General features: G+C 28.4%; 23 protein-coding genes and 1 other RNA gene. 19 read left to right on the forward strand and 5 right to left on the reverse strand.

Annotated features, from left to right (window positions below):
* The 5 genes from AC8IG9_RS02570 to AC8IG9_RS02590 form a co-directional block, all read right to left on the reverse strand.
* Nucleotides 1-954, reverse strand: a complete 954-nt coding sequence (locus AC8IG9_RS02570; RefSeq protein ID WP_507425258.1) for an arginase — start codon at nt 952-954, stop codon at nt 1-3.
* A 6-nt stretch (nt 955-960) separates the two neighbouring features.
* The gene (locus AC8IG9_RS02575; protein ID WP_507425259.1) at nt 961-2,448 is read right to left on the reverse strand and encodes an aspartate aminotransferase family protein; all 1,488 of its coding nucleotides are present in this window, start codon (nt 2,446-2,448) and stop codon (nt 961-963) included.
* Between the two features lie 5 nt (nt 2,449-2,453).
* Complete coding sequence (locus AC8IG9_RS02580) at nt 2,454-3,185, reverse strand: MtnX-like HAD-IB family phosphatase (RefSeq protein WP_507425260.1); 732 nt, start codon at nt 3,183-3,185, stop codon at nt 2,454-2,456.
* A gap of 92 nt (nt 3,186-3,277) precedes the next feature.
* The gene (locus tag AC8IG9_RS02585) at nt 3,278-3,874 is read right to left on the reverse strand and encodes an MlaC/ttg2D family ABC transporter substrate-binding protein (RefSeq protein ID WP_507425261.1); all 597 of its coding nucleotides are present in this window, start codon (nt 3,872-3,874) and stop codon (nt 3,278-3,280) included.
* 9 nt (nt 3,875-3,883) lie between these two features.
* Nucleotides 3,884-4,642 (reverse strand): MlaA family lipoprotein, encoded by a 759-nt coding sequence (locus tag AC8IG9_RS02590; RefSeq protein WP_507425262.1) that lies wholly within the window; start codon nt 4,640-4,642, stop codon nt 3,884-3,886.
* 88 nt (nt 4,643-4,730) lie between these two features.
* Here AC8IG9_RS02590 and AC8IG9_RS02595 point away from each other — a divergent pair, with 88 nt between their 5' ends.
* From AC8IG9_RS02595 to lpxC, 19 genes are all read left to right on the forward strand, one after another.
* Nucleotides 4,731-5,453, forward strand: a complete 723-nt coding sequence (locus tag AC8IG9_RS02595; RefSeq protein WP_507425263.1) for an N-acetylmuramoyl-L-alanine amidase — start codon at nt 4,731-4,733, stop codon at nt 5,451-5,453.
* A gap of 39 nt (nt 5,454-5,492) precedes the next feature.
* Nucleotides 5,493-5,857: RNase P RNA component class A (gene rnpB / locus AC8IG9_RS02600), an RNA gene on the forward strand.
* 215 nt (nt 5,858-6,072) lie between these two features.
* Nucleotides 6,073-6,513 (forward strand): division/cell wall cluster transcriptional repressor MraZ, encoded by a 441-nt coding sequence (gene mraZ / locus AC8IG9_RS02605; RefSeq protein WP_507425264.1) that lies wholly within the window; start codon nt 6,073-6,075, stop codon nt 6,511-6,513.
* A gap of 32 nt (nt 6,514-6,545) precedes the next feature.
* Nucleotides 6,546-8,003, forward strand: coding sequence for a cell division protein FtsZ (gene ftsZ / locus AC8IG9_RS02610; protein WP_507425265.1), 1,458 nt, complete (start codon nt 6,546-6,548; stop codon nt 8,001-8,003).
* A gap of 28 nt (nt 8,004-8,031) precedes the next feature.
* The gene (gene rsmH / locus AC8IG9_RS02615; RefSeq protein ID WP_507425266.1) at nt 8,032-9,054 is read left to right on the forward strand and encodes a 16S rRNA (cytosine(1402)-N(4))-methyltransferase RsmH; all 1,023 of its coding nucleotides are present in this window, start codon (nt 8,032-8,034) and stop codon (nt 9,052-9,054) included.
* Nucleotides 9,047-9,316 (forward strand): cell division protein FtsL, encoded by a 270-nt coding sequence (locus tag AC8IG9_RS02620; protein WP_507425267.1) that lies wholly within the window; start codon nt 9,047-9,049, stop codon nt 9,314-9,316. The genes rsmH and AC8IG9_RS02620 overlap by 8 nt, the downstream gene beginning before the upstream one ends.
* Nucleotides 9,306-11,015, forward strand: a complete 1,710-nt coding sequence (locus tag AC8IG9_RS02625; protein ID WP_507425268.1) for a peptidoglycan D,D-transpeptidase FtsI family protein — start codon at nt 9,306-9,308, stop codon at nt 11,013-11,015. The genes AC8IG9_RS02620 and AC8IG9_RS02625 overlap by 11 nt, the downstream gene beginning before the upstream one ends.
* Nucleotides 11,005-12,405 carry a UDP-N-acetylmuramoyl-L-alanyl-D-glutamate--2,6-diaminopimelate ligase gene (locus AC8IG9_RS02630; protein WP_507425269.1) on the forward strand — a complete coding sequence of 467 codons (1,401 nt, stop codon included), beginning with the start codon at nt 11,005-11,007 and terminating at the stop codon, nt 12,403-12,405. The genes AC8IG9_RS02625 and AC8IG9_RS02630 overlap by 11 nt, the downstream gene beginning before the upstream one ends.
* A gap of 1 nt (nt 12,406) precedes the next feature.
* Nucleotides 12,407-13,756: a UDP-N-acetylmuramoyl-tripeptide--D-alanyl-D-alanine ligase gene (locus AC8IG9_RS02635; protein WP_507425270.1), complete on the forward strand. Its 1,350-nt coding sequence runs from the start codon at nt 12,407-12,409 to the stop codon at nt 13,754-13,756.
* A 2-nt stretch (nt 13,757-13,758) separates the two neighbouring features.
* The gene (gene mraY, locus AC8IG9_RS02640) at nt 13,759-14,847 is read left to right on the forward strand and encodes a phospho-N-acetylmuramoyl-pentapeptide-transferase (protein WP_507425271.1); all 1,089 of its coding nucleotides are present in this window, start codon (nt 13,759-13,761) and stop codon (nt 14,845-14,847) included.
* Nucleotides 14,847-16,148: a UDP-N-acetylmuramoyl-L-alanine--D-glutamate ligase gene (gene murD, locus AC8IG9_RS02645; RefSeq protein WP_507425272.1), complete on the forward strand. Its 1,302-nt coding sequence runs from the start codon at nt 14,847-14,849 to the stop codon at nt 16,146-16,148. Before mraY ends, murD begins: the two co-directional genes overlap by 1 nt.
* Nucleotides 16,145-17,269, forward strand: coding sequence for an FtsW/RodA/SpoVE family cell cycle protein (locus AC8IG9_RS02650; protein ID WP_507425273.1), 1,125 nt, complete (start codon nt 16,145-16,147; stop codon nt 17,267-17,269). The genes murD and AC8IG9_RS02650 overlap by 4 nt, the downstream gene beginning before the upstream one ends.
* A complete protein-coding gene (locus AC8IG9_RS02655) occupies nt 17,269-18,345 on the forward strand; it encodes a UDP-N-acetylglucosamine--N-acetylmuramyl-(pentapeptide) pyrophosphoryl-undecaprenol N-acetylglucosamine transferase (RefSeq protein ID WP_507425274.1) in 1,077 nt (358 codons plus the stop codon). The genes AC8IG9_RS02650 and AC8IG9_RS02655 overlap by 1 nt, the downstream gene beginning before the upstream one ends.
* Nucleotides 18,342-19,748, forward strand: a complete 1,407-nt coding sequence (murC, locus tag AC8IG9_RS02660) for a UDP-N-acetylmuramate--L-alanine ligase (RefSeq protein WP_507425275.1) — start codon at nt 18,342-18,344, stop codon at nt 19,746-19,748. The genes AC8IG9_RS02655 and murC overlap by 4 nt, the downstream gene beginning before the upstream one ends.
* A complete protein-coding gene (gene murB / locus AC8IG9_RS02665; protein WP_507425276.1) occupies nt 19,738-20,646 on the forward strand; it encodes a UDP-N-acetylmuramate dehydrogenase in 909 nt (302 codons plus the stop codon). Before murC ends, murB begins: the two co-directional genes overlap by 11 nt.
* Nucleotides 20,643-21,563: a D-alanine--D-alanine ligase gene (locus tag AC8IG9_RS02670; RefSeq protein ID WP_507425277.1), complete on the forward strand. Its 921-nt coding sequence runs from the start codon at nt 20,643-20,645 to the stop codon at nt 21,561-21,563. Before murB ends, AC8IG9_RS02670 begins: the two co-directional genes overlap by 4 nt.
* Nucleotides 21,560-22,228, forward strand: coding sequence for a cell division protein FtsQ/DivIB (locus AC8IG9_RS02675; protein WP_507425278.1), 669 nt, complete (start codon nt 21,560-21,562; stop codon nt 22,226-22,228). The genes AC8IG9_RS02670 and AC8IG9_RS02675 overlap by 4 nt, the downstream gene beginning before the upstream one ends.
* Nucleotides 22,229-22,231: 3 nt before the next feature.
* The gene (gene ftsA, locus AC8IG9_RS02680) at nt 22,232-23,464 is read left to right on the forward strand and encodes a cell division protein FtsA (protein WP_507425279.1); all 1,233 of its coding nucleotides are present in this window, start codon (nt 22,232-22,234) and stop codon (nt 23,462-23,464) included.
* 65 nt (nt 23,465-23,529) lie between these two features.
* Nucleotides 23,530-24,447 carry a UDP-3-O-acyl-N-acetylglucosamine deacetylase gene (lpxC, locus tag AC8IG9_RS02685; RefSeq protein WP_507425280.1) on the forward strand — a complete coding sequence of 306 codons (918 nt, stop codon included), beginning with the start codon at nt 23,530-23,532 and terminating at the stop codon, nt 24,445-24,447.
* The last annotated feature ends 36 nt before the right edge of the window (nt 24,448-24,483 follow it).

Raw genomic sequence — 24,483 nt, forward strand, 5'->3', positions numbered from 1 at the left:
TTAGAGATTAATCTCTTTAAAAAAATTTAACAATCTAATATTAGTGACCGCGTTGATATTATTAGTTAGTGAATTATCATTATTTATATTGTTTTGATCAATCATAATTTCTATACGTTTAATAAATCGAGTGTACAAATTTCCAGTATAATGAGGCGCTGAATAGTCGCCAGTGACGTCAGCTCCAATAATATTATATTTTTTTTTTAATAATTTTATGGTTTCGATTATATAGTCTAATTTAACTTGTCCCTGATCCCAATTAGTCACAGCATCATTAAATGTTAAGACATCTTTATCTATAGATATATATATTTTTGAAGTTTTTATCTGTTTGTTCATTGTCAACAATAAATCAGCAGGAGTAATATTTATTATATTTTTCCAATATATTTTTCGACCTTTTTGCTCATAGTTTTCTCCTCCTTTGTAATTGCCGAATACAAAAGATGGTTGGTGATTGTATGGGTAAAGAATAATTTTTCCCTCTCTCAAGGCTTTGAGATTAGCGCCTTTAAATTCAGGGAAATTTAAATCTTTACTATTTGCTCCGATAGTAATGACTTTATCAATTTTTCCTTCAGATAAGGATTTGGTGACCCATGACCCACAATGAATTCCATTAGAGAATTTTACCCAATCAGGATGATTATCAAAATGAATAACCGTTATTAATTCTTTTTGTTTTTCTAAAATAATTCTTAAAAGTAGATTTGTAATATGATGAAAATCACCAGAGCCAAAAAATGTTAATATGGGTTCACTACTTTCTTGTTCCCAATTTTTTTTTAAGAATTCGTAAAATCTATTTAATAGATCATTTTTTGCCCACAGCCTCAGATTAGAACCAAACGAGGTTGCATCAATTGAATTTGCTAAATATTTTTGTGATAAAGAGATGAAATCTTTTTGCTGTTTTAACGATTCATCAAGGTGGATAATATTAAGTTTCAAGAAACTTTATCTTTTTTTTGCTCTTCTAAGTAATTCATCTAATAAACGAATACCAAGATCAATCTCTTCATAGGTAATATCTAATGATGGAGCAAATGTGATTACATTTTTATAATATCCACCCACATCTAGAACAAGACCGTATTTTTTCCCATTCACTTGAATATTTCCTTTCATACCTTCATCAGAAATCCAATCCATCGTAGCTTTATCTGGCGTATAGCTATCTTCTTTACAAATCTCAGCTCGAAGAGCAAGACCGAGCCCATCCACCTCTCCAATAATTTTGTGCTTCTTTTTTAAAGTCTTTAAGCCATCTAAAAAATATTTACCTTTTTCAGTTACAGAGGTTTCATAATCTTCTTCTTCTAACATTTTCATAGTTTCAAGAGCAACAGCAGTGCCCATTGGATTGCTTGAGAATGTCGAGTGAGTAGACCCCGGAGGAAATATTGTGCTGTTAATCATTTCTTCCTTAGCCCAAATTCCAGAAAGAGGATTTAACCCGTTGGTAATAGCTTTTCCAAAAACCAATACATCCGGCTTTACCCCAAAATGTTCAATTGCCCACATTTTTCCAGTTCTAAATACTCCCATCTGAATTTCATCTACCACCATTAATATTCCATGATCGTCTAATACTTTCTTTAGTTCTTTAAAAAAGTTTTTTGGAGGGATGACGTAACCCCCTGTTCCAAGAATCGGCTCAACGTAAAAAGCAGCGTATTCGCATTGTCTAGTTTTTGGATCCCAAATACCATTGTACTCACTTTCAAAAAGTCTTGCGAATTTTTGAACACAATAAGAACCATACTCTTCTTTACTCATTCCTTTAAGCCCATAGCATTTTGAATATTTATTGCTGCAAGGACTAATGGGTTTTGAGAAATTTCTGCACGCACAACTTCTGAAATAATAAGGAAATTCAATAAATTGAGCGCGGTCACTAAAATGACCGTAACGTCTTCTATATCTGTAACTTGATGTAATTGAAGTCGCACCAAGAGTTCTACCGTGGTAGCCACCCTCGAAAGCAAACATTAAACTTTTCCCTTTGCTGAAATTGCGTACAAGTTTTAAGGAATCTTCTACAGCTTGAGAACCGCCCACATTAAAATGTACGCGACCTTTAGTCCCCCATTTTTTTTCCGCATCTTTTGCAATCATAGTTGCAAGTTCTACTTTTTCTCGATGAAGATATTGGGAAGCTACTTGCGGTAAAGTATCTAATTGATGATGTGCCGCATGACTTAATCTTGTATTTTTGTAACCAAAGTTTACCGCGGAGTACCACATCTGCAAATCTAAAAACGGCGTTTCTTTTTCATCATAAAGGTAAGATCCTTCGCAGTTAGAAAAAAATTTTGGATGCTTTGTATAGTGAACGGTATCACCAAAAGAACAGTAACGTTCTTCTAATTGTCGAAGTTCTTTTTCTGTTTTGATCTTTTTTAAGGGAGCTGCTCTTTTCGCAGATTTAATATTTTTTAACACTAAACTTAACTATTTAAATTTTTAAAAAAGATTTTTTCGTTTTCTAATTTTCTACTTACTATAATTTTTTTATCTCTCATTAAATCAATAATAATATTTTGTACGTCAGAAAAATCATAAAAAGGATAATTAGGTAAATTGTTTTTAATGCAGTGTGCAAGCAAACTTGACTTTGCAATAACCAAATCTACATGTTGTGAAACGCAAAAATCAGAGTGTCCATCACCTATATAAATAATTTTTTTATTACCCTTTTCTTGCTGAGCAACAGAGCATTTGCAAACCATGGAGCCGCTATCACACAATGATGATTTTTTTGGAAAATCTAACTCGTATTTTCCTTCTTTTTTAAAAATTAATTTATTAGATGAAAATTTTATAAAATCTAACTGATAATGTTTTAAGATATTTTTTATTATATAATCCACGCCGTCACTTGCGATGCTAACCTCGATGCCTACGTTTTTACAGAATTTAACAAACTTTATAAAATTTTTATCAATTTGAATGTGAGACAACCAATTATCAAGATCTGCCTTTTCAACATTAACTAAGGACATTTGCTTGCGCATACATTCGCCAGTTCCTATTTTTCCCTTAAGCCAATCAGCCTCTATATCCTGCCAAATAGGGTCCGCATAACGTTCCAATAGTTGATCGAACGTATCGTTCTTTGAAATAGTGCCGTCAAAGTCACAAATAACTTTGAATGGAATGTCAAATTTGCTCTTAATCATTAAAGTACATATTTAAACTAATTTATGCTTTTTGTATAAAAAAAATTTTAAAATATCAAAAAACCCTATAAAAGTTATGTTTTAAGTAAGTCTTAATTAGACTTATTAAATGCTTCTAATGAAGAAATTAACCCGGCAAAGCCTTTAGTGGCTATTATTGAGGCAAATTCTTCTTTTTGAGTCCTAGCCAAGCTTAATCCTTCAACTACCAAGTCTCTTGCTAAAAGTTTATTGTCTTTTAAGAAGATTCTCCAATCGACATTAATTTCATGAGCATCTTTTTTTGAAAAGATTTTAGTTTGTACAATAATATTATTTTCATTAATTTGTTTTGAAGCAGTTATTTTTAACTCCTGATCTGAGAAATCACTTAATTTTGAGGACATATTTTTAATAAAGTACTCTTTAAATAGTTTTTCAAAATTCACTTTTTCTTGTGCAGACACTTTATCTTTATAATCTCCAAGAGTGTAAACTGCTAGCGCATCTAAATCTAAATATCTTAGTGAAAGATCATTTAGTTTTTTTAATTTATCATTTTTATTTAAAGCTTTATCATTAAATATAATTTTTGCTTCGTTTGTTAATTTAAGAACAAAAGCTTCAGCATTACTTTCATTCGCCATAGAAATAGAACTGGTGTAACAAAGCATCAGTGCATAAAAAATAATTTTTTTTACAAAAGTCATAATAATTTCCTATCTAATTTTTTTCCATTCACCTTCCTCAGATCCATACTGAGAAGGAGAGCCTTTTATATTTCTTATTAAGTTTTCTCTTCTTTGTAAGTATAAACTTTTGTATGAAGCATATAGATCTAAAGAATTTTTTTCAAGATTTTCTGAACTTTTTATATTCTGTGATCTGTAGTTAATGATCTCTACACTTTTATCTGTCCAATAGACTGTGTCTCCAAGATTTTCACCTAATACTGTTTTATCTTTAACAGTTACCCAATAAAAATAATCGCCATAAACTCCAAGCACTTTTCCTATACCATCTCTAGGAGATGAAGGTCCTAGAAAAGGAATAACAGCATAACAACCGTGGCCAATCCCCCATACAGCCATTGTTTGTCCAAAGTCCTCTCTATTTGATCTTTCAATTCCAAGTGCAGTAGCAGGATCAAAAATACCCAAAATTCCAACTGTGGTATTTATTAAAAATCTTGAAGTTGTTGTAGCTGCATCGCTAAATTTTCCCTGTAAAATTTGATTGGGAACAGTAAGAGTAGCGTCTATGTTAAGAAGCGCATTATTAATTCCGCTTCTGATCTCAACGGGGAGCACCGTATAGGCCTCCGCTATAGGTTTAAAAAAATATTTATCAACCGTCATGTTAAACGAAAAAATAGATCTATTAATACTTTCGTTACAGTCTGGAATATCCTGAGCAGCAAGAGCGGCTTTTGAATTTAGAAACGTTAAAAAAACTATGACTATAAATGTTTTTTTCATTTTTATGCGCTTAGCTATATATGTATTCTAGAACATAATATAATTAATAATTTTAATAAATACTCAATTTTTCTGATATTTTTTGCTTATGAAAAAAATTAATTTTTTGCCATCTTCTAATTTTAAAATTTATGCCGGAAAAAGATCAGTTAAATCAATAGTGATTCACTACACAGGAATGATATCTTTACAATCAGCAATTGAGAGACTTTTGTCAAAAAAACATGAGGTTAGCAGTCATTATGTAATAGGCAGAAATGGAAAAATTCTACAATTAGTAAAAGATAATAATGTAGCTTGGCATGCTGGAGTTTCTAATTGGTTTAGTTTTAAAAACTTAAACAAAACCTCAATTGGAATTGAGCTTGAAAACAAAGGTCATGATTATGGGTATCAAAATTTTACGTCTAAACAAATCTTTGCGCTTATTAAAATTTTAAAAACTTTAAAAAAAAAATTCAAATTAAAAAATACAAATATTATTGGTCATTCAGATATTGCCCCTGATAGAAAAATTGATCCAGGAGAAAAATTTCCATGGAAAGAGCTTAGCATGCATAATTTGTCCATCTGGCATTCATTAGATGAAAAATTTATTAGTCATTTTAGACTTAAAAAAATTAAAAATTTTAGTAAAAAGAAAATATTAATAATGGCTAAAAAACTAGGTTATATAAGAGTTTTTCTAGGTTCCAGTATGGATAAAAACTTTATCAAGGCATTTCAAAGAAGATTTAGGCAGAAATTAGTGAATGGTATTTTTGATCAAGAATGCTATTTAATTTTAAATAATTTGCAAAGATTCATTTAATAGTTGAATTTTAAATTCTATTCAGTTAAAATTTAAATGTCAGTTAGTTGAATGGTAGCTTTGATTTTTTTCAAAGAGGAAAGTCTGGGCTCCACAAGATAACAGTGCCAGCTAATAGCTGGCGAGGGTGACCTCAGGGATAGTGCCACAGAAAATAAACCGCCTTATCAAGGCAAGGGTGAAAAGGTGTGGTAAGAGCACACCGGGTTTTTGGTAACAAAAACCGCATGGAAAACCCCACTGGGAGCAAGACCAAATAGAAGCAACATGGTTTAAATTTATTTAAACCTAGCCTAGTCTTGGGTGAGTTGTTTGGGTTGGTTGCTTGAGCCTGTTGGCGACAATAGGCCTAGATAAATTATCATTTTCAATGACAGAACCCAGCTTACAGACTAACTGACAAATAATTTTCTCTAAAATTTTTTTAATTTTCTGATAAAATATTTATGTTTTTAAAAGAACAAAATAAGAACATTAATAGTAGGATTATCAACACTAATTTAGTGTTTATCCATTGACTTACTATTATATACCATGCTATCCCATGATAACCCATAAATGAAAAATATTAATTACTTTATGAATAAATTTAATGGGAATTTTTTATTTAAAAAAATAAATGTTTATATCAACTTACGAAAACAAGTTAGACAAGAAAGGCAGAGTATCAGTGCCAGCTAGCTATAGATCTCATTTATCATCTTTAGGTTATAGCGGCGTTGTTTGTTATCCTTCGTTTACAAATGCGTCGATTGAATTTTGTCCTCAAAGCAGAATTGAAAAATTGAGTGACAGCATAGATCACCTTAGTCCATTCGAAGAAAACAGAGACGTGTTTGCAACTTCAATACTTGCAGATAGTTTTCAATTAAATTTTGACTCTGATGGAAGAGTTGTGCTTCCAAAAAAACTTTTAGATCACTCAGGAATTAAAGAAACAGTAGTTTTTGTTGGACAAGGAAAAACATTTCAAATGTGGGAACCTTCAAAGTTCTCAAAATTTAGAGACGAGGCAAGAAAAAAAGCTAAGACATTAAGATCAGATTTAAAATGGTCTTAATGAATATTAATTAATAAAAAAAGGAGAAACAAATGACAATAAAAATAAATGTACCTGAGTTAAGAGAATTAAAACCTAGAATAGTTGTTCTAGGAGTTGGTGGAGCAGGAGGCAACGCGATTAACAATATGATTGATTATGGAATTCAAGGAGTTGAGTTTGTAGCGGCAAATACTGACGCTCAAGCTTTGAAGCATAATAAAGCTGGATGCAAAATTCAACTTGGAACAAATTTAACGAGAGGACTTGGGGCCGGAGCAAAATCTGATATTGGACAAGCAGCAGCTGAAGAAACTTTGAACGAATTAATAAATCTTTTACAAGGTGCGAATATGGTTTTTATTACTGCAGGTATGGGTGGTGGAACAGGAACAGGAGCAGCTCCAGTAATTGCACGTGCAGCTAAAGATCTAAATTTATTAACTGTGGCTGTAGTAACAAAACCTTTTATTTTTGAAGGACCAGGTAGATTAAGAGTTGCTGAGAGAGGTTTAGAGGAATTAAAAAAATATGTTGATACTAGCATTATAATTCCCAACCAAAATTTATTTAAAGTTGCCAATGAGAAAACTACTTTTCCACAAGCATTTAAAATGGCTGATAATGTTTTGATGCAAGGTGTTAGAGGAGTAACTGATTTAATTGTTAACCCAGGTCTAATTAATTTAGATTTTGCTGATATCGAAACAGTAATGAAGGGTATGGGCAAAGCAATGATGGGAACTGGAGAGGCAGAAGGAGATAAGAGAGCAATCATGGCTGCTGAAGCAGCTTTATCTAATCCACTTATTGATGATTATTCATTAAAAGGAGCAAAAGGTCTTCTTATTAATATATCTGGTGGAAATGATATTACTTTATTTGAAGTAGATGAAGCGGCTAATAAAATTAGAGCTGAGGTTGATCCTTCCGCTGAAATTTTAGTCGGCTCAACTTTCGAAGAGTCTTTAGGTGGAAAAATGAGAGTGTCAATTGTTGCGACTGGTCTAGGTGGAGAAGCTGCCGTTAATAACAAGCCAGTAGTAAGTATGATGAGACATATTAACAATAGAAACAATGGATACAGCACTATTTATAATAGACCGCAGTCATCTTTTGTTTCAAATCATGTTACTCAAAGCGCTCCGCAAGCAATGACAAATGGAGCAACAGCTCTTGATATGTTTCAAGAAACTGCGCACGTTCCTGAAATAAATAATCAGGTATTAAATCATATTAATGTTCAAGAAGAGGCTCTAAGCTCTAATATAGCTCAGGAGCAAAAAGTTTCTTCGCAAGATTTAAGTGCATTAAATGAAAAAGAAAATACTCAAATAGTTGAGGAAGTCACATCTTTTCCAAAACTATTCTCTGAAGATGAAAATTTAAAAGATATTTCTAATAATAAAGAAACTTCTTCTCAGTTCTTTAGAGATTTAGGGCACGATCTTACAGACGATGAAAAATCAGATTTAGAAATACCTGCTTTTTTAAGACGTCAAACTAATTAGAGATTAATTAAAGATTAAACGTTTTCCTATGTCACTGGAATTTAAACATGTTCCAGTGATGTCGGAAGATGTTGATAGAGCTTTAACGCCCTACAAGCCTGGCATTTATATTGACTGCACATTTGGTGGTGGTGGGATTACTAGAAAAATATTATCTAAAAAAAATACAAAAGTTATTTCTATCGACCGAGATAACTTTGTTGAATCTTTTTCTAAGCAAATAAAAAAAGATCATAAAGATAGATTTGAATTTGTAATTGATAAATTCAGTAATTTAGAAAAAATTTTAAAAGAAAGACATTTAGAAAAAGTTCCAGTTGCAATTATTTTTGATTTAGGACTTTCTTCTTTCCAAATAGATAATCCGGACAGAGGCTTTTCTTATCGACATGATGGGTTATTAAAAATGACTATGGGAAAAAATAATATTAGCGCTCATGATATTGTAAATAAACTTGATCAAAAAGATTTAAGAAATATTTTTAGTTTATTTGGTGAAGAGAAGGATTCAGGATTAATTGCAAAGTTAATTGTACAAAAAAGAGAAGATAAAGAAATCAGTACCACGCTTGAGTTAGCAGAAATCGTTTTAAGAGCAAAAAGATATAAAAGTAGCAAATACACTAATATTGATTCTTGTGCGAAAATATTTCAAGCAATTAGAATGATTGTAAACCAAGAATTATCAGAGCTATATCTGGGTTTAATCGCAGCAATCAAAAATTTATCTATAGATGGAAAAATAATAGTTATTACTTTTCACTCTTTAGAAGACAAATTAGTTAAGAAAGTTTTTGATTTATTTTCGAATAAAATAAAAGGAACATCTCGTTATCTTCCAGAAAATAAGCAAAATGAAGATTTTAATATATTAACCGTTAAAGATAGAAAGCCAATCAATGCTTCTGTTGAAGAAATAAAAAATAATAATAGAGCAAGATCAGCAAAATTGAGATCTGCAATTAAAACACAAGACCGTTCATTTGAGTTTAAAAGAACATATTTAAATCTTGAAAAATACTTTCAATTAGAGGAGGCGATTCATGCGTAAAAATATATTCATTATTGTATCCGTTATCGTCTTTGGAACGATATCTGTTTCTTATATTAAAAATAAAACACGAGATCTCGAAAAAGAAATATTAAAACTAAAGCAAGAACAGGTAGAATTAAATGAAAAATTAAAAAACGAAAAATTAGAGAGCAATTATCTCTCTGGTCCTGAAAGAGTCAAAAAACTAGCTAAATTGCACTTACCGCAAGATTACATAGAAATGGATAAGACTAATTTTAGGTATTTAAATGAAAAATAAATTAAAAAATAACAATTCTCAAAAAAGTTTTTATTTTCAAAACTTTATCAATGATGAAAATAAAAACAACACTGGCAATAGTTATTCTTTATTTAACTCTAGAGCAAATATTATATTTAAAATTTTCTTTTTTGTATTTTTGGTAATTTTATTAAAACTATTATATTTGGGAATCAATAAAAGTAATGAAATTAGTTTTGATGATCTTATTACGTATAAAGATTATAATCAGAGAAGAGATATTATTGATAGATCTAGTCTGTTAATTGCGAAAAATATTGATGTTTATGATCTTGTTTTAAAAGTAGATAAGACGAATAATTTACCTCAACTTTTAGTTAAATTAAAATCTCAGTTTCCAAAACTAAATATAAATGAGATTCAAAAAGAGAGTGTTGAGAAAAAAAGATTAGTTCTGAAAAAAAAGTTAGATTTTGTTGAATATAAAAAAGCCATTATGATGGGTGAACCCGCAGTAGAATTAAGTAAAAGACAGGTAAGAATTTATCCTCAAAGAAGTTTATTCAGTCATATTCTTGGTCAGACCGATGACGACAACAAAGGAATATCGGGTATTGAAAATCAATTTAATAATCAAATTGTTAATGCAAAATTTTCTGACAGTTCATTTCAAATTACACTTGATACATTAATACAATCTCAAATTAGGGAATCTTTAGAGAACGCTATAACTGATTATTCAGCAAAAGGTGCGGCAGCACTTCTTATGAATGTAAATTCCGGTGAAATATTGTCCTTAGTTTCTTTGCCTGATTTTGACATTAATCATAGAACATTAATTAGTGATGAGAAATATTTAAACAAAATAACACTTGGTGTTTATGAACTAGGATCGTCCTTTAAGAGTTTAACAATAGCAAATGCTTTAGAGCTAAAGCTTATTGATGAAAATACTTTATTTAAAAATTTAGAGAAAGAAGTTTATAACTGTGGAACCGTACATCCTATTCATGAGCACGAGAAGAATTTAAAAAGAGATTTAACTACAACAGAAATTTTAGCTAAATCATCTAATATAGGAACTATTAAAATAGTAGAAAAAATTGGTATTGAAAATCATAAGAATTTTTTAACTAAAATGGGTATATTTGAAAAATCATCAATTGAAATACCAGAAAAAGGAAAATCTCTACAAATGAAGTGGGACAATTGTACTTTAGCAACAGCTTCATATGGGCATGGAATTAGTACCACGCCTATCCAGTTAGCATCCGCATATGCAACGTTAGTTAATGGTGGGTATAAAATTTATCCAACTTTAGTAAAACAAAATCAGACAATCAAAAGAGAAAGAATTATTAGCGAAGAAACAAGTAAGAAGATGGTTAAAATGTTAAGAAAAGTAGTAGATAAAGATGATCCTGTTCAAGGAACAGCCAGAAAAGCAGATATTAGCGGTTACTCAGTAATAGGAAAAACAGGAACTGCAGTTAAGTTGTCTAAGACATCCAATGGTTATTCCGGTGACGTTCTAACTGTATTTGTGTCAGCTTTTCCTGTGGAAAAACCAGAGTATTTGTTATTAGTTATGATAGATGAGCCTAAAGCCAGACCTAGTATGGGCTTTTTTAAATCTGATGCTGGATGGAATGCTGTTCCTACAGCAGGAAAAATTATAAAAAGAGTAGGCCCTATTTTGGCTACAAAAAATTATAATATAGCACTTAATGTTAAGTAAAAATCTTAAAATTATACAATATAAAAAAAGAGATTTTTGTTTAAATTCAAAAGAAGTAAAAAAGAATAATATTTTTTTTGCAGTCAAGGGTTCTAAGCAATCAGGAAATGTATACTCTTTAGAAGCGTTAGCAAAGGGGGCCTTCAAGATTGTTACTAGTAAGAATATAAAAAACAAAAATTATTTAGTTGTAAAAAATGTAAAAAATTTTTTAATAGAAGCTTGTGTAGCTAAATATAAAGAAAAACCAAATAATATTATTGCAGTTACGGGCACAAATGGAAAATCATCAGTTGCTAACTTTTATTTTCAAATATTAAGAAATCTTAAAATATCATCCGCTGCAATAGGCACACTTGGAATATTTTATAAAAATAAATTTAAGAAAACATATCTTACAACTCCAGATATCATTACAATTCATAAAGAATTAAATTTTTTAAAGAAAAATAAGATAGAAAATGTTTGCTTAGAGGCTTCTAGTCATGGACTTCATCAGAAGAGATTAGATAATATTAATTTTAAAGCAGCAATTTTTACAAACTTTACTCAAGATCATTTAGATTATCACAAAAGTTTAAAAAATTATTTAAATGCTAAACTTTACTTATTTAATTCTTTATTAAAGAAAAATTCTTTTGCTATAATTGACACTGACATTCGAGAATATTCTTTATTAAAAAAAATATGTAAAAAAAGAAATATAAAGATTTTATCATTTGGATCCAAGGGAAATACAATTAAGTTAATCTCCCATTCTTTTGTGGGGCATCAACAGTTAATAAAGATTAATTTTTTAAATAAAATATACGATATTAAAGTTAATCTTATAGGAGATTTTCAAATTAATAATTTATTTGCAGCAATGATTGGATCTTATTTATCTATTAAAAATTCAAATAAAATTGTTAAATCTTTATCAAAAATAAACTCTGCAAATGGAAGAATGCAGTATGTTGGTAGTAAAAAAAAATCAGCTGTTGTCGTTGATTACGCTCATACACCCGATGCTTTAAAAAAGAGTATTATGACATTAGCTAAACAGTTTAATAAAAAAGTTGATGTTGTGTTTGGATGTGGAGGTAATCGAGATAAGGGCAAAAGATATAAAATGGGAAAAATAGCAAATCTGTTTGCTTCTAAAATATATTTAACAAATGATAATCCTAGATTTGAAAAGCCAACTTCTATTATTAAACAGATTAAAAACGGATGTCCAAGATCAAAAGTCATATTAGATAGAAAAATAGCCATAAAAACAGCTATAAAGAATCTTAAAACTGAAAGTATTTTACTAATTGCGGGTAAGGGGCATGAAAATTATCAAATTATCAATAATCAAAAAATATATTTTTCTGATCAAAAAATATCTAAAATATTTTTAAAATAAAATGACTAAAAAACTTTATTCTGGAGAGGAAATAAACGCAGTTTTTAATACACATCTAGATAATAAATTATTTTTTAATAAAGTCTCAATAGACAGTAGGGAAATTTCAAACAAAGATATTTTTTTTGCAATTAAAGGAGAAAAAGATGATGGTCATAAATACGTTAAAAATGTTCTAAAAAATAAAAATAATTTAGCAATTGTTAGCAAAGGAATTAATAATAAAAAATTAATAAAAATTAAGAATACTTTAGAAGGTTTAAGAGATCTTGCAGCTTACGCAAGGCAAAGAACAGATGCTAAAATTATTGCTATTACAGGAAGCTGCGGAAAAACTTCATTAAAAAATTTATTGAATATTTCATTAGAGAAATTTGGAAAAACTCATTGCTCTCCAAAGTCTTACAATAATCATTTCGGCGTTCCTTATTCTTTGGCAAATCTAAGTTCCGATAACAAATATGGGATCTTTGAAATTGGCATGAGTGCAAAAGGAGAAATTGGTAATCTTGTTAGTTTGATAAAACCACATATTGCAATTATTACTAATATTGGTCCTGCACATTTAGAAAATTTTAATAATATTATGGGCATCTGTAAAGCAAAATCAGAAATTATGAATGGTATCTATCAAAAAGGAGTCATTATTTTAAACAAGGATGATAAGTTTTTTAATACTTTAGTGAAAATAGCAAATAAAAAAAAAATTAAAGTCTTAACTTTTGGTTTTTTAAAATCGGATGTTCAAATTAAAAAAAAATCTAAAAAAGTTTTTTTTAAAATTCATAATAAAATATTTAATTTTAAAATTAGAAATTTTAATAAATCTTACTTATATAATATCGCAGCAACATTATGTGTTCATTATTATTTAAATAACAATATAAGTTTTTTAAAAAATATTTTTAATAATTTTAAAATTCCAGAAGGCAGAGGAAATGAAAAATATATTAAAATAAAAAATAAAAAAATTCTTTTAATTAACGATAGTTATAATTCTAATCCATCCTCTCTTAATGAGGCTATTCATAATTTCTCATTGAGAAAGAAAAAAAATAATCAAAGAAAAGTTTTGGTTATGGGAGATATGTTGGAGCTTGGAATAAAATCAAAGTATTATCATGAACAGGCAGCAAAAATTTTAAATAAAACTAATATAGATAAGGTTCATTGTGTAGGCTCAATGATGAGATATGCTCATCAAAGGCTAAATCTTATGAAAAGAGGTTTATTGTTTAGAAATATTAGATCTTTTAAAGAAAACATTTTTAATCTTTTGGAGAATAATGATATTTTATTAGTCAAATCATCAAATCGAATTGGTTTGTTTAATTTTTTTAATAAATTTTAATAATGCTTTATTTTTTTTTTAAATCTTTTACTTCAGATGTTAGTGTTTTTAACGTTTTTAAGTACATTACTTTTAGAACGGGAATTTCAGTTATTACTTCATTAATATTTATCCTTTTACTAGGAGAAAATTTAATTTCTAAACTTAAGTTATTTCAGAAACATGGCCAGCCTATACGTGATGATGGTCCCTTGTCTCATATTATAAAAAAAACTGGAACTCCCACTATGGGCGGTCTTATAATTATTTTAAGTATTTTATTCTCAACGCTATTATGGGCAGATCTTACAAATAAATATGTTTTGATATTAATTTTTTGTTTATTAAGTTTTGGTACTATAGGTTTTTTTGATGACTATTTGAAAGTTGTTAAGAATAATTCAAAAGGAATTAGCGCTAAATTAAAATTATTTTTACAAGTTTTGAGTGGTATTATCGTTATATACTTAATAATTTTAAGTTCTGAATCGGAATTTAATTATAAGATTTATTTTCCATTATTTAAAAAATTCGTTTTGGATATAGGAATATTTTATTTTATATTTGGTCTAGCGGTTATTGTTGGTTCATCTAATGCTGTTAATTTAACAGATGGACTTGATGGGCTTGCAATTGTTCCAGTTATTCTTGTTGCCGTAACTTTTACTTTAATATCCTATCTTTCTGGCAATATAATCTTTTCAAAATATCTTCAGTTAGTTCATATAAAAAATGCAGGAGAGATCTGTATCTTTTTAGGCGCCATGATAGGAGCAGGGTTAGGATTTTTATGGTTTAATTCTCCTCCAGCTAAAGTTTTTATGGGTGACACGGGATCGCTTTCTTTAGGGGCTGCACTTGGAGCCATTGGAATTATTACTAAACATGAAATAGTTTTGGCAGTGGTTAGCGGATTATTCGTACTAGAATCTTTGTCAGTGATTATACAAGTTGCATCTTTTAAGTTAACAGGAAAAAGAGTTTTCCAAATGGCACCATTGCATCATCACTTTGAGAAAAAAGGTTGGAGTGAGTCTACGGTGGTGATCCGTTTTTGGATTATAGCGATTGTTTTTGCTTTAATAGGGTTAGCATCTCTTAAATTAAGATAATGCTTTCATTAGAACAGTGTAGCCAAAAAAAATTTTTAGTTTTTGGTCTTGGAATTAGCGGCAATGCAACTTTATCTCAGTTAAAAAAAAATAAAGCGATAGTAGAATGCTGGGATGACAGTCCTCAATTAAGAAGAAAAATTCAAAAACAATATAAGGTCAATAAAAATTGGTTTGAAAGTGATTATGATTTCGTAGTCATATCCCCAGGGGTTAATATTTATTTACATTCAAAAAAATCATTCTTTTTAAAGAATAAGAGCAAAATTATCACTGATTTAGATTTATTTCTTAGTTCTATCAAAGGTCAAAAAGTTGTCATGGTTACGGGTACAAATGGCAAGTCTACTATGTGTAAGTTAATTTATGATTTATTTAAAGATTCAAAGAAAAAAGTTTATATTGGGGGTAATTACGGAACCCCAGTTTTAAATTTACCTTATAAAAATAAAGCAGCAATCTTTGTGCTCGAGTTATCTTCTTATCAACTTGATTATTCTTCACGCTTATATAGTGACGTTTCTATTTTATTGAATGTTAGCCCGGACCATATTGAAAGACATAAGAATTTTAATAATTATATTTTGACCAAACTCAAAATTTTTAAAGGACTTTCAAAAAAGGGAGCAGGATTTTTAGATTTGAGTACGGATATTCAATCTAAGATATTAAATTTTTTTAAATCTCAAAAATATAGCAAGAACAATATTCAATTGATTAAAAAAAATATTAATTCAAAATCAAAAACAAATTCAATTAGTCCAAATTTAAGAGGAGCTCATTATAAAAATTTTTTATATATTGCTTTCAAGATTTCAAAGTTATTTAAAATTTCTAAAAAAAGTTATCTAAAAACAATCAAAAATTTTAAAGGACTTCCGCATAGACAAGAAATTGTCAAAGTAAAAAAAAATATAACCTTTATAAACGATTCTAAAGCAACAAATTTTTCGTCGACTTTAGTTGCATTGAAGAATTATAAAAATATTCATTGGATTCTTGGTGGACTTCCTAAAGCAAAAGATAAAATTAATATTTCTAGATTTAAAAGCGATATTTTAAAAACATATATTGTTGGCAAAAGTACAAAATTTTTTTTAAAAAAAATTAAAAATACATTAAAATATAGTATTAATTTTTCTATTAAGAAAGCTTTGCTTTCAGCATTGAATGAAGCAAAAAAATATCCAACTTCAAAACAAGTTATACTATTGAGTCCAGCAGCAGCTTCATTTGATCAGTATAAGAATTTTGAACATAGAGGGACAGATTTTATAAATTTGGTAAAAAGATATTCATGATTAATCTTGGCAGGACTAATACTGATAGATTTGCCCTATGGTGGAGAAATATTGATAAATTGCTTTTAATTTCAATTCTTTCATTAATATTCTTAGGAATATTTTTTGCTTACGCCTCTACTTCTAATATTGCTTCTGAAAAGATTTATAAAACAGATTATCTTTTGATTGTTAAACAAATCTTTTTTGCATCTATAAGCGTTCTAATTTTAGTTTCATTATCTTTATTAGATCCAAAGCAAATAGAAAAATATTGCATTTTAGGCTTTGTTATTGCTGCCTTTTTATTATTGTCGGTTTTAATTTTTGGAGTTGAGGTTAAAGGATCTAAAAGATGGATAAATCTAATTTTTTTTAGATTCCAGCCTGTAGAAATCTATAAACCCTTCTTTGTTTTATTATGTTCTTTAATTATCTCTAATTTGCAAATAGGAGATCTTAAATTAAGAATCTTCTACAGCTTTTGTGTACTATTCTTTTCTTTGTTGTTATTATTAAACCAACCTGATGTTGGTCAAAGTTTGTTAATTTCGTCGGTGTGGTTAATTCTAATATTTGTTTCTGGAATTAGTGTTGTCGCTCTTATCTCTATAGGATCAATTATTTTTTTTGGCATAGCCTCTGCAATTCTTTTGTTTAGTGAAAGATTTTCTTACATTTTTAAAAGATTAAAAACTTTCGTAGATCCTAGCAAAGGGGACAATCTTCAAACACAAAAAGCTTTAGATGCAATTAAACAGGGCGGATTTACAGGAAGAGGAATAGGAGAGGGAATATTAAAGGAGAAAGTTCCAGAAGCTCATACAGATTTTGTTTTGGCGGTTATTGGTGAGGAGTTTGGAATTTTAATGATATTAGTAATATTCTTAATAATAACTTTTATTTTTCTAAGAATTTTTTCACAACTTAATAATGAGAATAATCTTTTTAGAAAATTAGTATTAATAGGACTGTCTTCTCTAGTGTATTTGCAATCTATTATAAATTTGGGAGTTACTCTAAATATTTTGCCAAACAAAGGTATGACCTTTCCATTTATAAGTTACGGTGGATCATCAATGATTGGCTGTGGAATAATATTTGGAATATTACTTTGTTTTACTAAAAGAAAATTATCTTAATGAAAAAGATTTTAATTTGCACAGGAGGAACTGGAGGTCATATATTTCCAGCATTGTCGCTTGCTGAGCATTTAAAAAATAATTTTCAGGTGTATCTTATTACAGATTACAGAGCCAAAAGGTTCATAAATAATATTAACTTAAACAATGTACATTTTATTAATGTAAAAACTCCAACAGGTAAAAATAGTTTAGCATTAGTTTATTCAATATTTTTAATATTTTTTTCATTTATATATTCAATTTTTTTTATCTTAATTAAAAGACCAGATTTAATTATTGGCTCAGGAGGATATGCCTCATTTCCAATACTTTTAGCAGCAAGATTGCTTAATAAAAAATTTATTATTTACGAGACAAATTCTTTAGTGGGAAGAGTTAATAAATTTTTTTTAGAAAGCGCCACGAAAATATTCACTGGATATCCATTAAATAATTTAAATATTAATAATAAAAAAAATATTTTTGTTGGACAGTTAATTAGAAAACAAATTTATACCGCTAAAAATAGCGAAAAATTTATTAAGAGTAGTGATTTAAATTTTACGTTATTAGTGGTTGGAGGAAGTCAAGGAGCTGAAATTTTTAACAGAATATTACCACAATCATTAAATAGATTGTTTAATTTAAATCTTAAAATAAAAATTTTTCACCAAGTCGGAAACAAAGATCAAGAGCGTATGTTAGATCATTCTTATAAAAGCAATTCTAATGTTAAAATTTTTAATTTTGAACCTAATATTGAAAATTATATGATTCAATCAGACTTAGTTATTACTAGAGCTGGATCTTCGACGTTATCAGAGTTAGCTTTTTTACAAATACCATTTATAGCAGTCCCATTTAAAGACTCTTTGGATAATCATCAGTTTTATAATGCGGATTACTTCTTTAAGATGAATGCTTGCTGGTTAATTGAGCAGCAAGATCTAAATAGTGAAAAGTTATTTGATTTACTCAAAGAATTAATTCTTCACAAAGAAAAGTTACTTGAAAAAAAGAGCAAATTAAAAGAATTAAGCAGAACAAACGTTAACGAAATCTTTGAAAAAGAAATAAATAATATTTTACTATGACCTTTAAAATTGCTGCAAATGATCAGGTTCATTTTATTGGAATAGGTGGAATCGGTATGAGTGGGATTGCTGAAATTATGCATAATATCGGATTTAAGGTTCAAGGTAGCGACCCATCAAAAAATAATAAAAATATAAAAAGATTGCAAAAACTTGGATTAAAAATTTTTTTTAATCATTCAAAAAAAAATATAGGAAATTCTAAATTAGTCGTTTTCTCATCTGCAATTAGTAAAGACAATCAGGAATTAAAAGAGGCAAGAAGGAAGAAAATACCAGTAATTCAGAGAGTGGAGATGTTATCAGAGATTGTTAAATTAAAAAAAAATATAGTTATCAGTGGAGCTCACGGAAAAACAACCATCACGTCATTGATTTCAACGCTTTTATTCAAAGCCAAATTAGATCCAATGATTATTAATGGAGGCATATTAAACTCTATTAATTCAAATGCATTATTTGGAAAAGGGGATTGGGCTGTTGTTGAAGCAGACGAGTCTGATGGAAGTTTTTTGAAAATACCTATTACTTATTCGGTGGTAAGTAATATTGATAAGGAGCATTTAGATTATTATAAAAATTTTAATAATCTATATAAAAGTTTCGACACTTTTATAAATAAGACTCCTTTAATTGGTAAATCATTTGTTTGTACGGATGATAAGTTTTTAAAAAGAATTTTAGGTAATAAAAATAAATCTAATATTATTACTTATGGCTTTAATAAAGAAGCGGACCTTCGACCTCATAATGTAAAAAATTCAGGGAGAAGGATGTGTTTTGACGTATCTATAAAACTCAATAATAAGATCGAAAATATTAAAAATATAGAATTAAATTTATTAGGCATGCACAATGTTCTTAATGCCACTGCTGCAATTGGAGTGGCTAAAAGTTTGGGCATTAACAATAATATTATTAAAAAAACTCTAAAGAATTTTTCAGGAGTGCAAAGAAGGTTAACTAAAATAGTTAGTTTTCGAGGCAGTGAAATTTATGATGATTATGCTCATCACCCAACCGAAATTAATGCAGTGTTGAATGCTATTAAATCAGGTTTTAAAGGAAAAAAAATTGTAACCGTATTTCAACCACACAGGTATTCAAGAGTTGCTTCATTAAAGAAAGAATTTAGTAACTCATTTAAAAATAGTGATTTGGTTGTTTTATGTCCTATTTATGCAGCAAGTGAAAAACCAATAAAAAATATTAATCATTATGAATTGGCAAAACTTATAAAAAAGAATTCAAAAAAAGAAGTTTTATGCATAGAAAATAAGGATGATTTAGAAAAATTTATAAAACGTAATATTTATGGAAATGAAGTTATAGTTTGTATGGGGGCAGGTAGTATTAGTGCTTGGATTAGAGAAATCGCTGTTAATTTAAAAGATGAATATTAATTTTTATTCGCAATTAAAGAAAAATTTACAAGGAGAGTTGAGAGAAAATTTTGACTTATCTAAATCTAATTGGCTTGGGATTGGTGGTGAGGCTAAATTTTTTTTTAAACCAAAAGATCTAAAAGATTTACAAATTTTTTTAAGGAATAATAATCGACATTTTCCTATTATTGTTATTGGCTCGGGTTCAAATTTGTTAATCAGAGATAAAGGATTTAGTGGAATTGTAATTAAATTTGGAAAAGATTTTGATTATATAAAAGTTAATAATGAAATTATAAATTGTGGACCTTCAACACAAAAATCACTTTTAGCTGAGCATGCGGCAAATAATAATTTAACAGGCTTTGAATTTTTATACTGCATTCCAGGAACAGTAGCTGGAGGCGTTGTTATGAATTCTGGCTGCTATGGAGCCGATATGTCAAAAATAGTAACAAGCATTTCAGTTATTGATATGAATGGAGAGATCAAGATTATTAATAATAAAGATATTAATTTTGCTTATCGTAATAGTTCAATTACAAAAAACCAGATCATTACTAATGTTGAAATGAAAGGAGTGCGTTTAGATAAAAAAGAAGTATTAGAAAATATGGAAAATCTGCGAAATAAAAAAGATACTGAACAGCCCCAAAAAATAAAAACTGGAGGAAGCACGTTTAAGAATCCCAAAGACTCAAACAAAAAAGCTTGGCAATTAATAAAAGAGTCGGGCTGTGCTGATTTAAGGTTTGGCGATATTAAATTGTCTAATTTACATTGTAATTTTTTAGAAAATCTGGGTAAAGCAAGTTCAGAAGATGTAGAAAATTTAATTCACGATATAAAAGAAGAAGTTTTTAAAAAAACAAATATAAACTTAGAACTTGAATTAGAGGTTATAGGAGAAAAGTGAATAAAGAAAAAATAACAGTATTGATGGGCGGAATGTCCGCTGAAAGAGAAGTAAGTCTTGATAGTGGTAAGGCCTGCACAAAAGCTCTTAACGAACTCGGTTTTGATGTAACAAGCTTAGATGCAAAAGATGATTTTATTGAAAAGTTAATTAAGAATAGGCCAGATAAAGTTTTCAATGCTCTTCATGGAAAATTCGGAGAAGATGGTTCTATTCAGGGTTTGTTAGAACATTTAAAAATACCCTATACCCATTCTGGAATTTTATCCTCAGCTATTGCTATGGATAAATTAACATCCAAAAAAATATTTAAAGATGCAAAAATTAATACACCAGAATATTTGGTAGTAAAAAATTTAGAAGATTTTAAAAATTCAAAAATTGGGTACCCCTGTGTTATTAAACCTAATGACGAAGGATCAAGTGTAGGAGTGTATATTTTTAATGAATTAAAAAAATCGAATGAAGACACCATTATATCTTTGTTAAAAAAATATAATTTTTTAATTTTAGAAAAATATATTCCAGGAAGAGAAATACAGGTTGCAGTGATGGGATCAAAAGCTTTAGGGGCAATAGAGATTATTCCAACCAGATCTTTTTATGATTATGAGGCAAAATATTCATCTAGCGCCAAGACAAAACATATCATTCCTGTTTCAATGAATGAATTAGATTATAAAAAAATTTTAGATATGGCTTTAGAAGCTCATAATATTTTAGGCTGCAGAGGCGTCACTAGATCTGATTTTAGATATAATGAATCTGATAAAGTGAATAATATTTATATTCTTGAGGTTAACACTCAACCAGGCATGACTAATTTATCTTTAGTTCCAGAGATTGCTAATTATCATGGCATATCTTTTAATGAATTGGTTAAATGGATAATTAACGATGCCTCTATTAATAGATGACAAAAAAAAAGAGATATATTCTTCTCGCTTTATTAATTTTTCTTACAACATTTAATCCGGAGTTACCTTTACTAAAGCTTGGTTTTTTTATTATTAAAAAAGTTAACGTTTCTGGTTCAAAAAACACAGATATTGAAAAAACAAAAAAACAATTTAATTTTTTAGTTAATACTAGCATTCTAAGTATAGATAATAATAAAATGAACGAGATTATTTCACATAATGAATGGATTCATTTTATTAATATTAATAAAAAATTTCCTTCAGTAGTTAATATTAATATAGTTGAACATGAACTATTTTTAATTTGGAAAAAAGGAAATAATAATTTAATTATTACTAAGCAATTTACGTTAATAGAAAAATTTAATTTAACTAATTTTTCAAATCAAATACAAGCAAAAGGTAATTTAGACATTCAGGATCTCAAGAGTCTTTATAACGCATTAAACAACAATAATTTTGATTTATCTAATATTATTAGTTTTGATTTTATCAATTCTGAAAGATGGGATTTATTTTTGAAGGGTAATAAAAAAATTATGTTGGGTAGGTATGATTATAATCAGCAAATAAGCAATCTAAATAAGATATTGGTTCAGTTAAAAGATGAAAAATTTACTTATATTGATTTAAGACTTAAGAACAAAATATTTGTAAAATAAAGAATGATTCAAAAAGATGAGCTGATTGCATCTATAGATATAGGTTCTTCAAAAATTAAATGTCTAATTGCAAAAATTCAAAACAACAGAATTGAAATCGTTGGTAAATCAAGCGTTACATCAAAAGGAATTTCAAAAGGATTAGTTGCAAATTTTCATGAGGCTAATTTAGCTGTGCGTGAATGTTTAGAAATTGCTGAAAAACAAGCAGGAGTTTCTCTGAATAAAATTATCGTAAATGCAGAGTTCGAAAATATTTTTAGTAGTATATTAACAGAATACAAAAGTATTCATGGCGAGCCGATAGAGCATGAAAAAGATATTCAGGGCTTAATACATATCGCGGTAGATGAAATCTCAAAAAATAATAAAGACAAAGGGATTCTGCATGTGTTTTCTACAAATTATAAGATTGATAAAAAAGTTAATGTTGAAAATCCAGTTGGTTTTAAAGCAAATACTTTTTCAACAGATATTCATGCAATTTTAGCTGACCATTCTTCAATTGATAATCTTAAAAACATTATTAACTCGTGTGAATTATCAATAGAGAATTATATTTGCGGACCATATGCTTTAGGTTTGTCTTTTTTAACTGCGGAAGATTTAAAAGAAGATATTATTTGTATTGATTTTGGAAAAGATAAAACAAGTTTTTCTATATTTGAAAATTACTCTCTTTCTTATGTGGGCGTCATTCCTTTTGGATCCAATCATATATCCAAAGATTTAGCTAAAGTTTTGGATATTAAATTAGTAGTTGCTGATAGAATTAAAATTGAAAGTGGAGATTGCTTATTAAATGATACTATTAACGGTAAGATTGAATATTTACCAGTACATTTGTTTCCAGATGATGATTTTAGAAAAATTTCTAAAACAATGGTTAATACTATTATTAATTCTAGAGCTGAAGAGATTTTACAGTTAATTTACAAAAAAATTAAATCTTATAGTTTGATAGATATAAAAAGTAAAAAAATTTATCTTTCAGGCAGAGGATCAAATTTATTAGGATTTTTATCTATAGTAAGAAAATATTTTTCTCAAAGAACAGAATTAGTTTTGCAAAAAAAACATCAAGATCCAAATTTGATTAATAATCTTTCTCAGGATTTTTTAGTTTGCTATGGAATAATTAAAAATTATTTTTATGGATTTCCATCTGAAGCGTTACCAATTAAATTTAAAAATACAGGCTTTTTTTCAAGACTTTTATCTATTTTTCAAAAGTAGAAATCGTAACAAAAGGTGATTAGCTATTATTCTAAATCTTACTAAATATATATTTTATCAAAAATATGTATCAAAAGACTTTAAAGTCAAAAATCAATTTTAAAGGCATAAGTCTTCATAGCGGCTTAGTTTCTAATCTTGTTATTAAACCAGCAGCATCCAATTCAGGAATAAATTTTATTAGAGTTGATTATAAGGGCAAAGAAAAAACAATACCTGCTTATATCGACAATTCTTTACCAGCAAAACTTTGCACAACTATTTCAAACAAGCATGTCTCAATATCAACTATTGAGCATCTTATGTCTGCTTTGTCAGGTATGGGCATTGACAATGCAACTGTTGAAATTGACTCTCAGGAATTACCTATATTAGACGGAAGCTCAAAGGAATTTGCAATCGCTATACAAGAGGCAGGAACTACAATCCAGGGTGTTGAAAAAAAATATATTAAAATATTAAAAAAAATTATTGTTAAAGATAAAGATAAATTTATTTCAATTGAACCAACTAATAAAAATCAATTAGAAATTGATTATGAAATTAATTTTCATGACCGAGTCATAAAAAAACAGAGTAAAAAGATAGATTTAGAGAAAGATGGATTTATGCAAGTGTATGACTCAAGAACGTTTTGTTTGCAAAAAGATCTTGAAAATATATTTAAGATGGGTCTTGCTAAAGGAGGATCGTTAGAGAATGCAATTGTTGTCTCAGAAGATAAAGTTTTAAATCAGGATGGTCTTAGATACAAAGATGAATTTGTAAGACATAAGATTTTAGATTGCATAGGAGATTTGTACTTAGCGGGTTGCTCAATTATTGGTAAGGTTAATTGTTACCAAGGGGGACACGATATGACGCGTAAGTTATTAGAGGCTTTAATAAAAAATAAAAATGCATGGAGTTTAACTACACAAAATCTAAAAAAATTTTCCACAGTTAGTTCTTATTTACCAAATCAACTTGTAGTGAATCTGTAGTTTTAGTGGTAAAACATAATTAAAATAAATAATAAA

Source organism: Candidatus Allofontibacter sp., from assembly GCF_040404065.1.
GTDB lineage: Bacteria > Pseudomonadota > Alphaproteobacteria > Pelagibacterales > Pelagibacteraceae > Fontibacterium.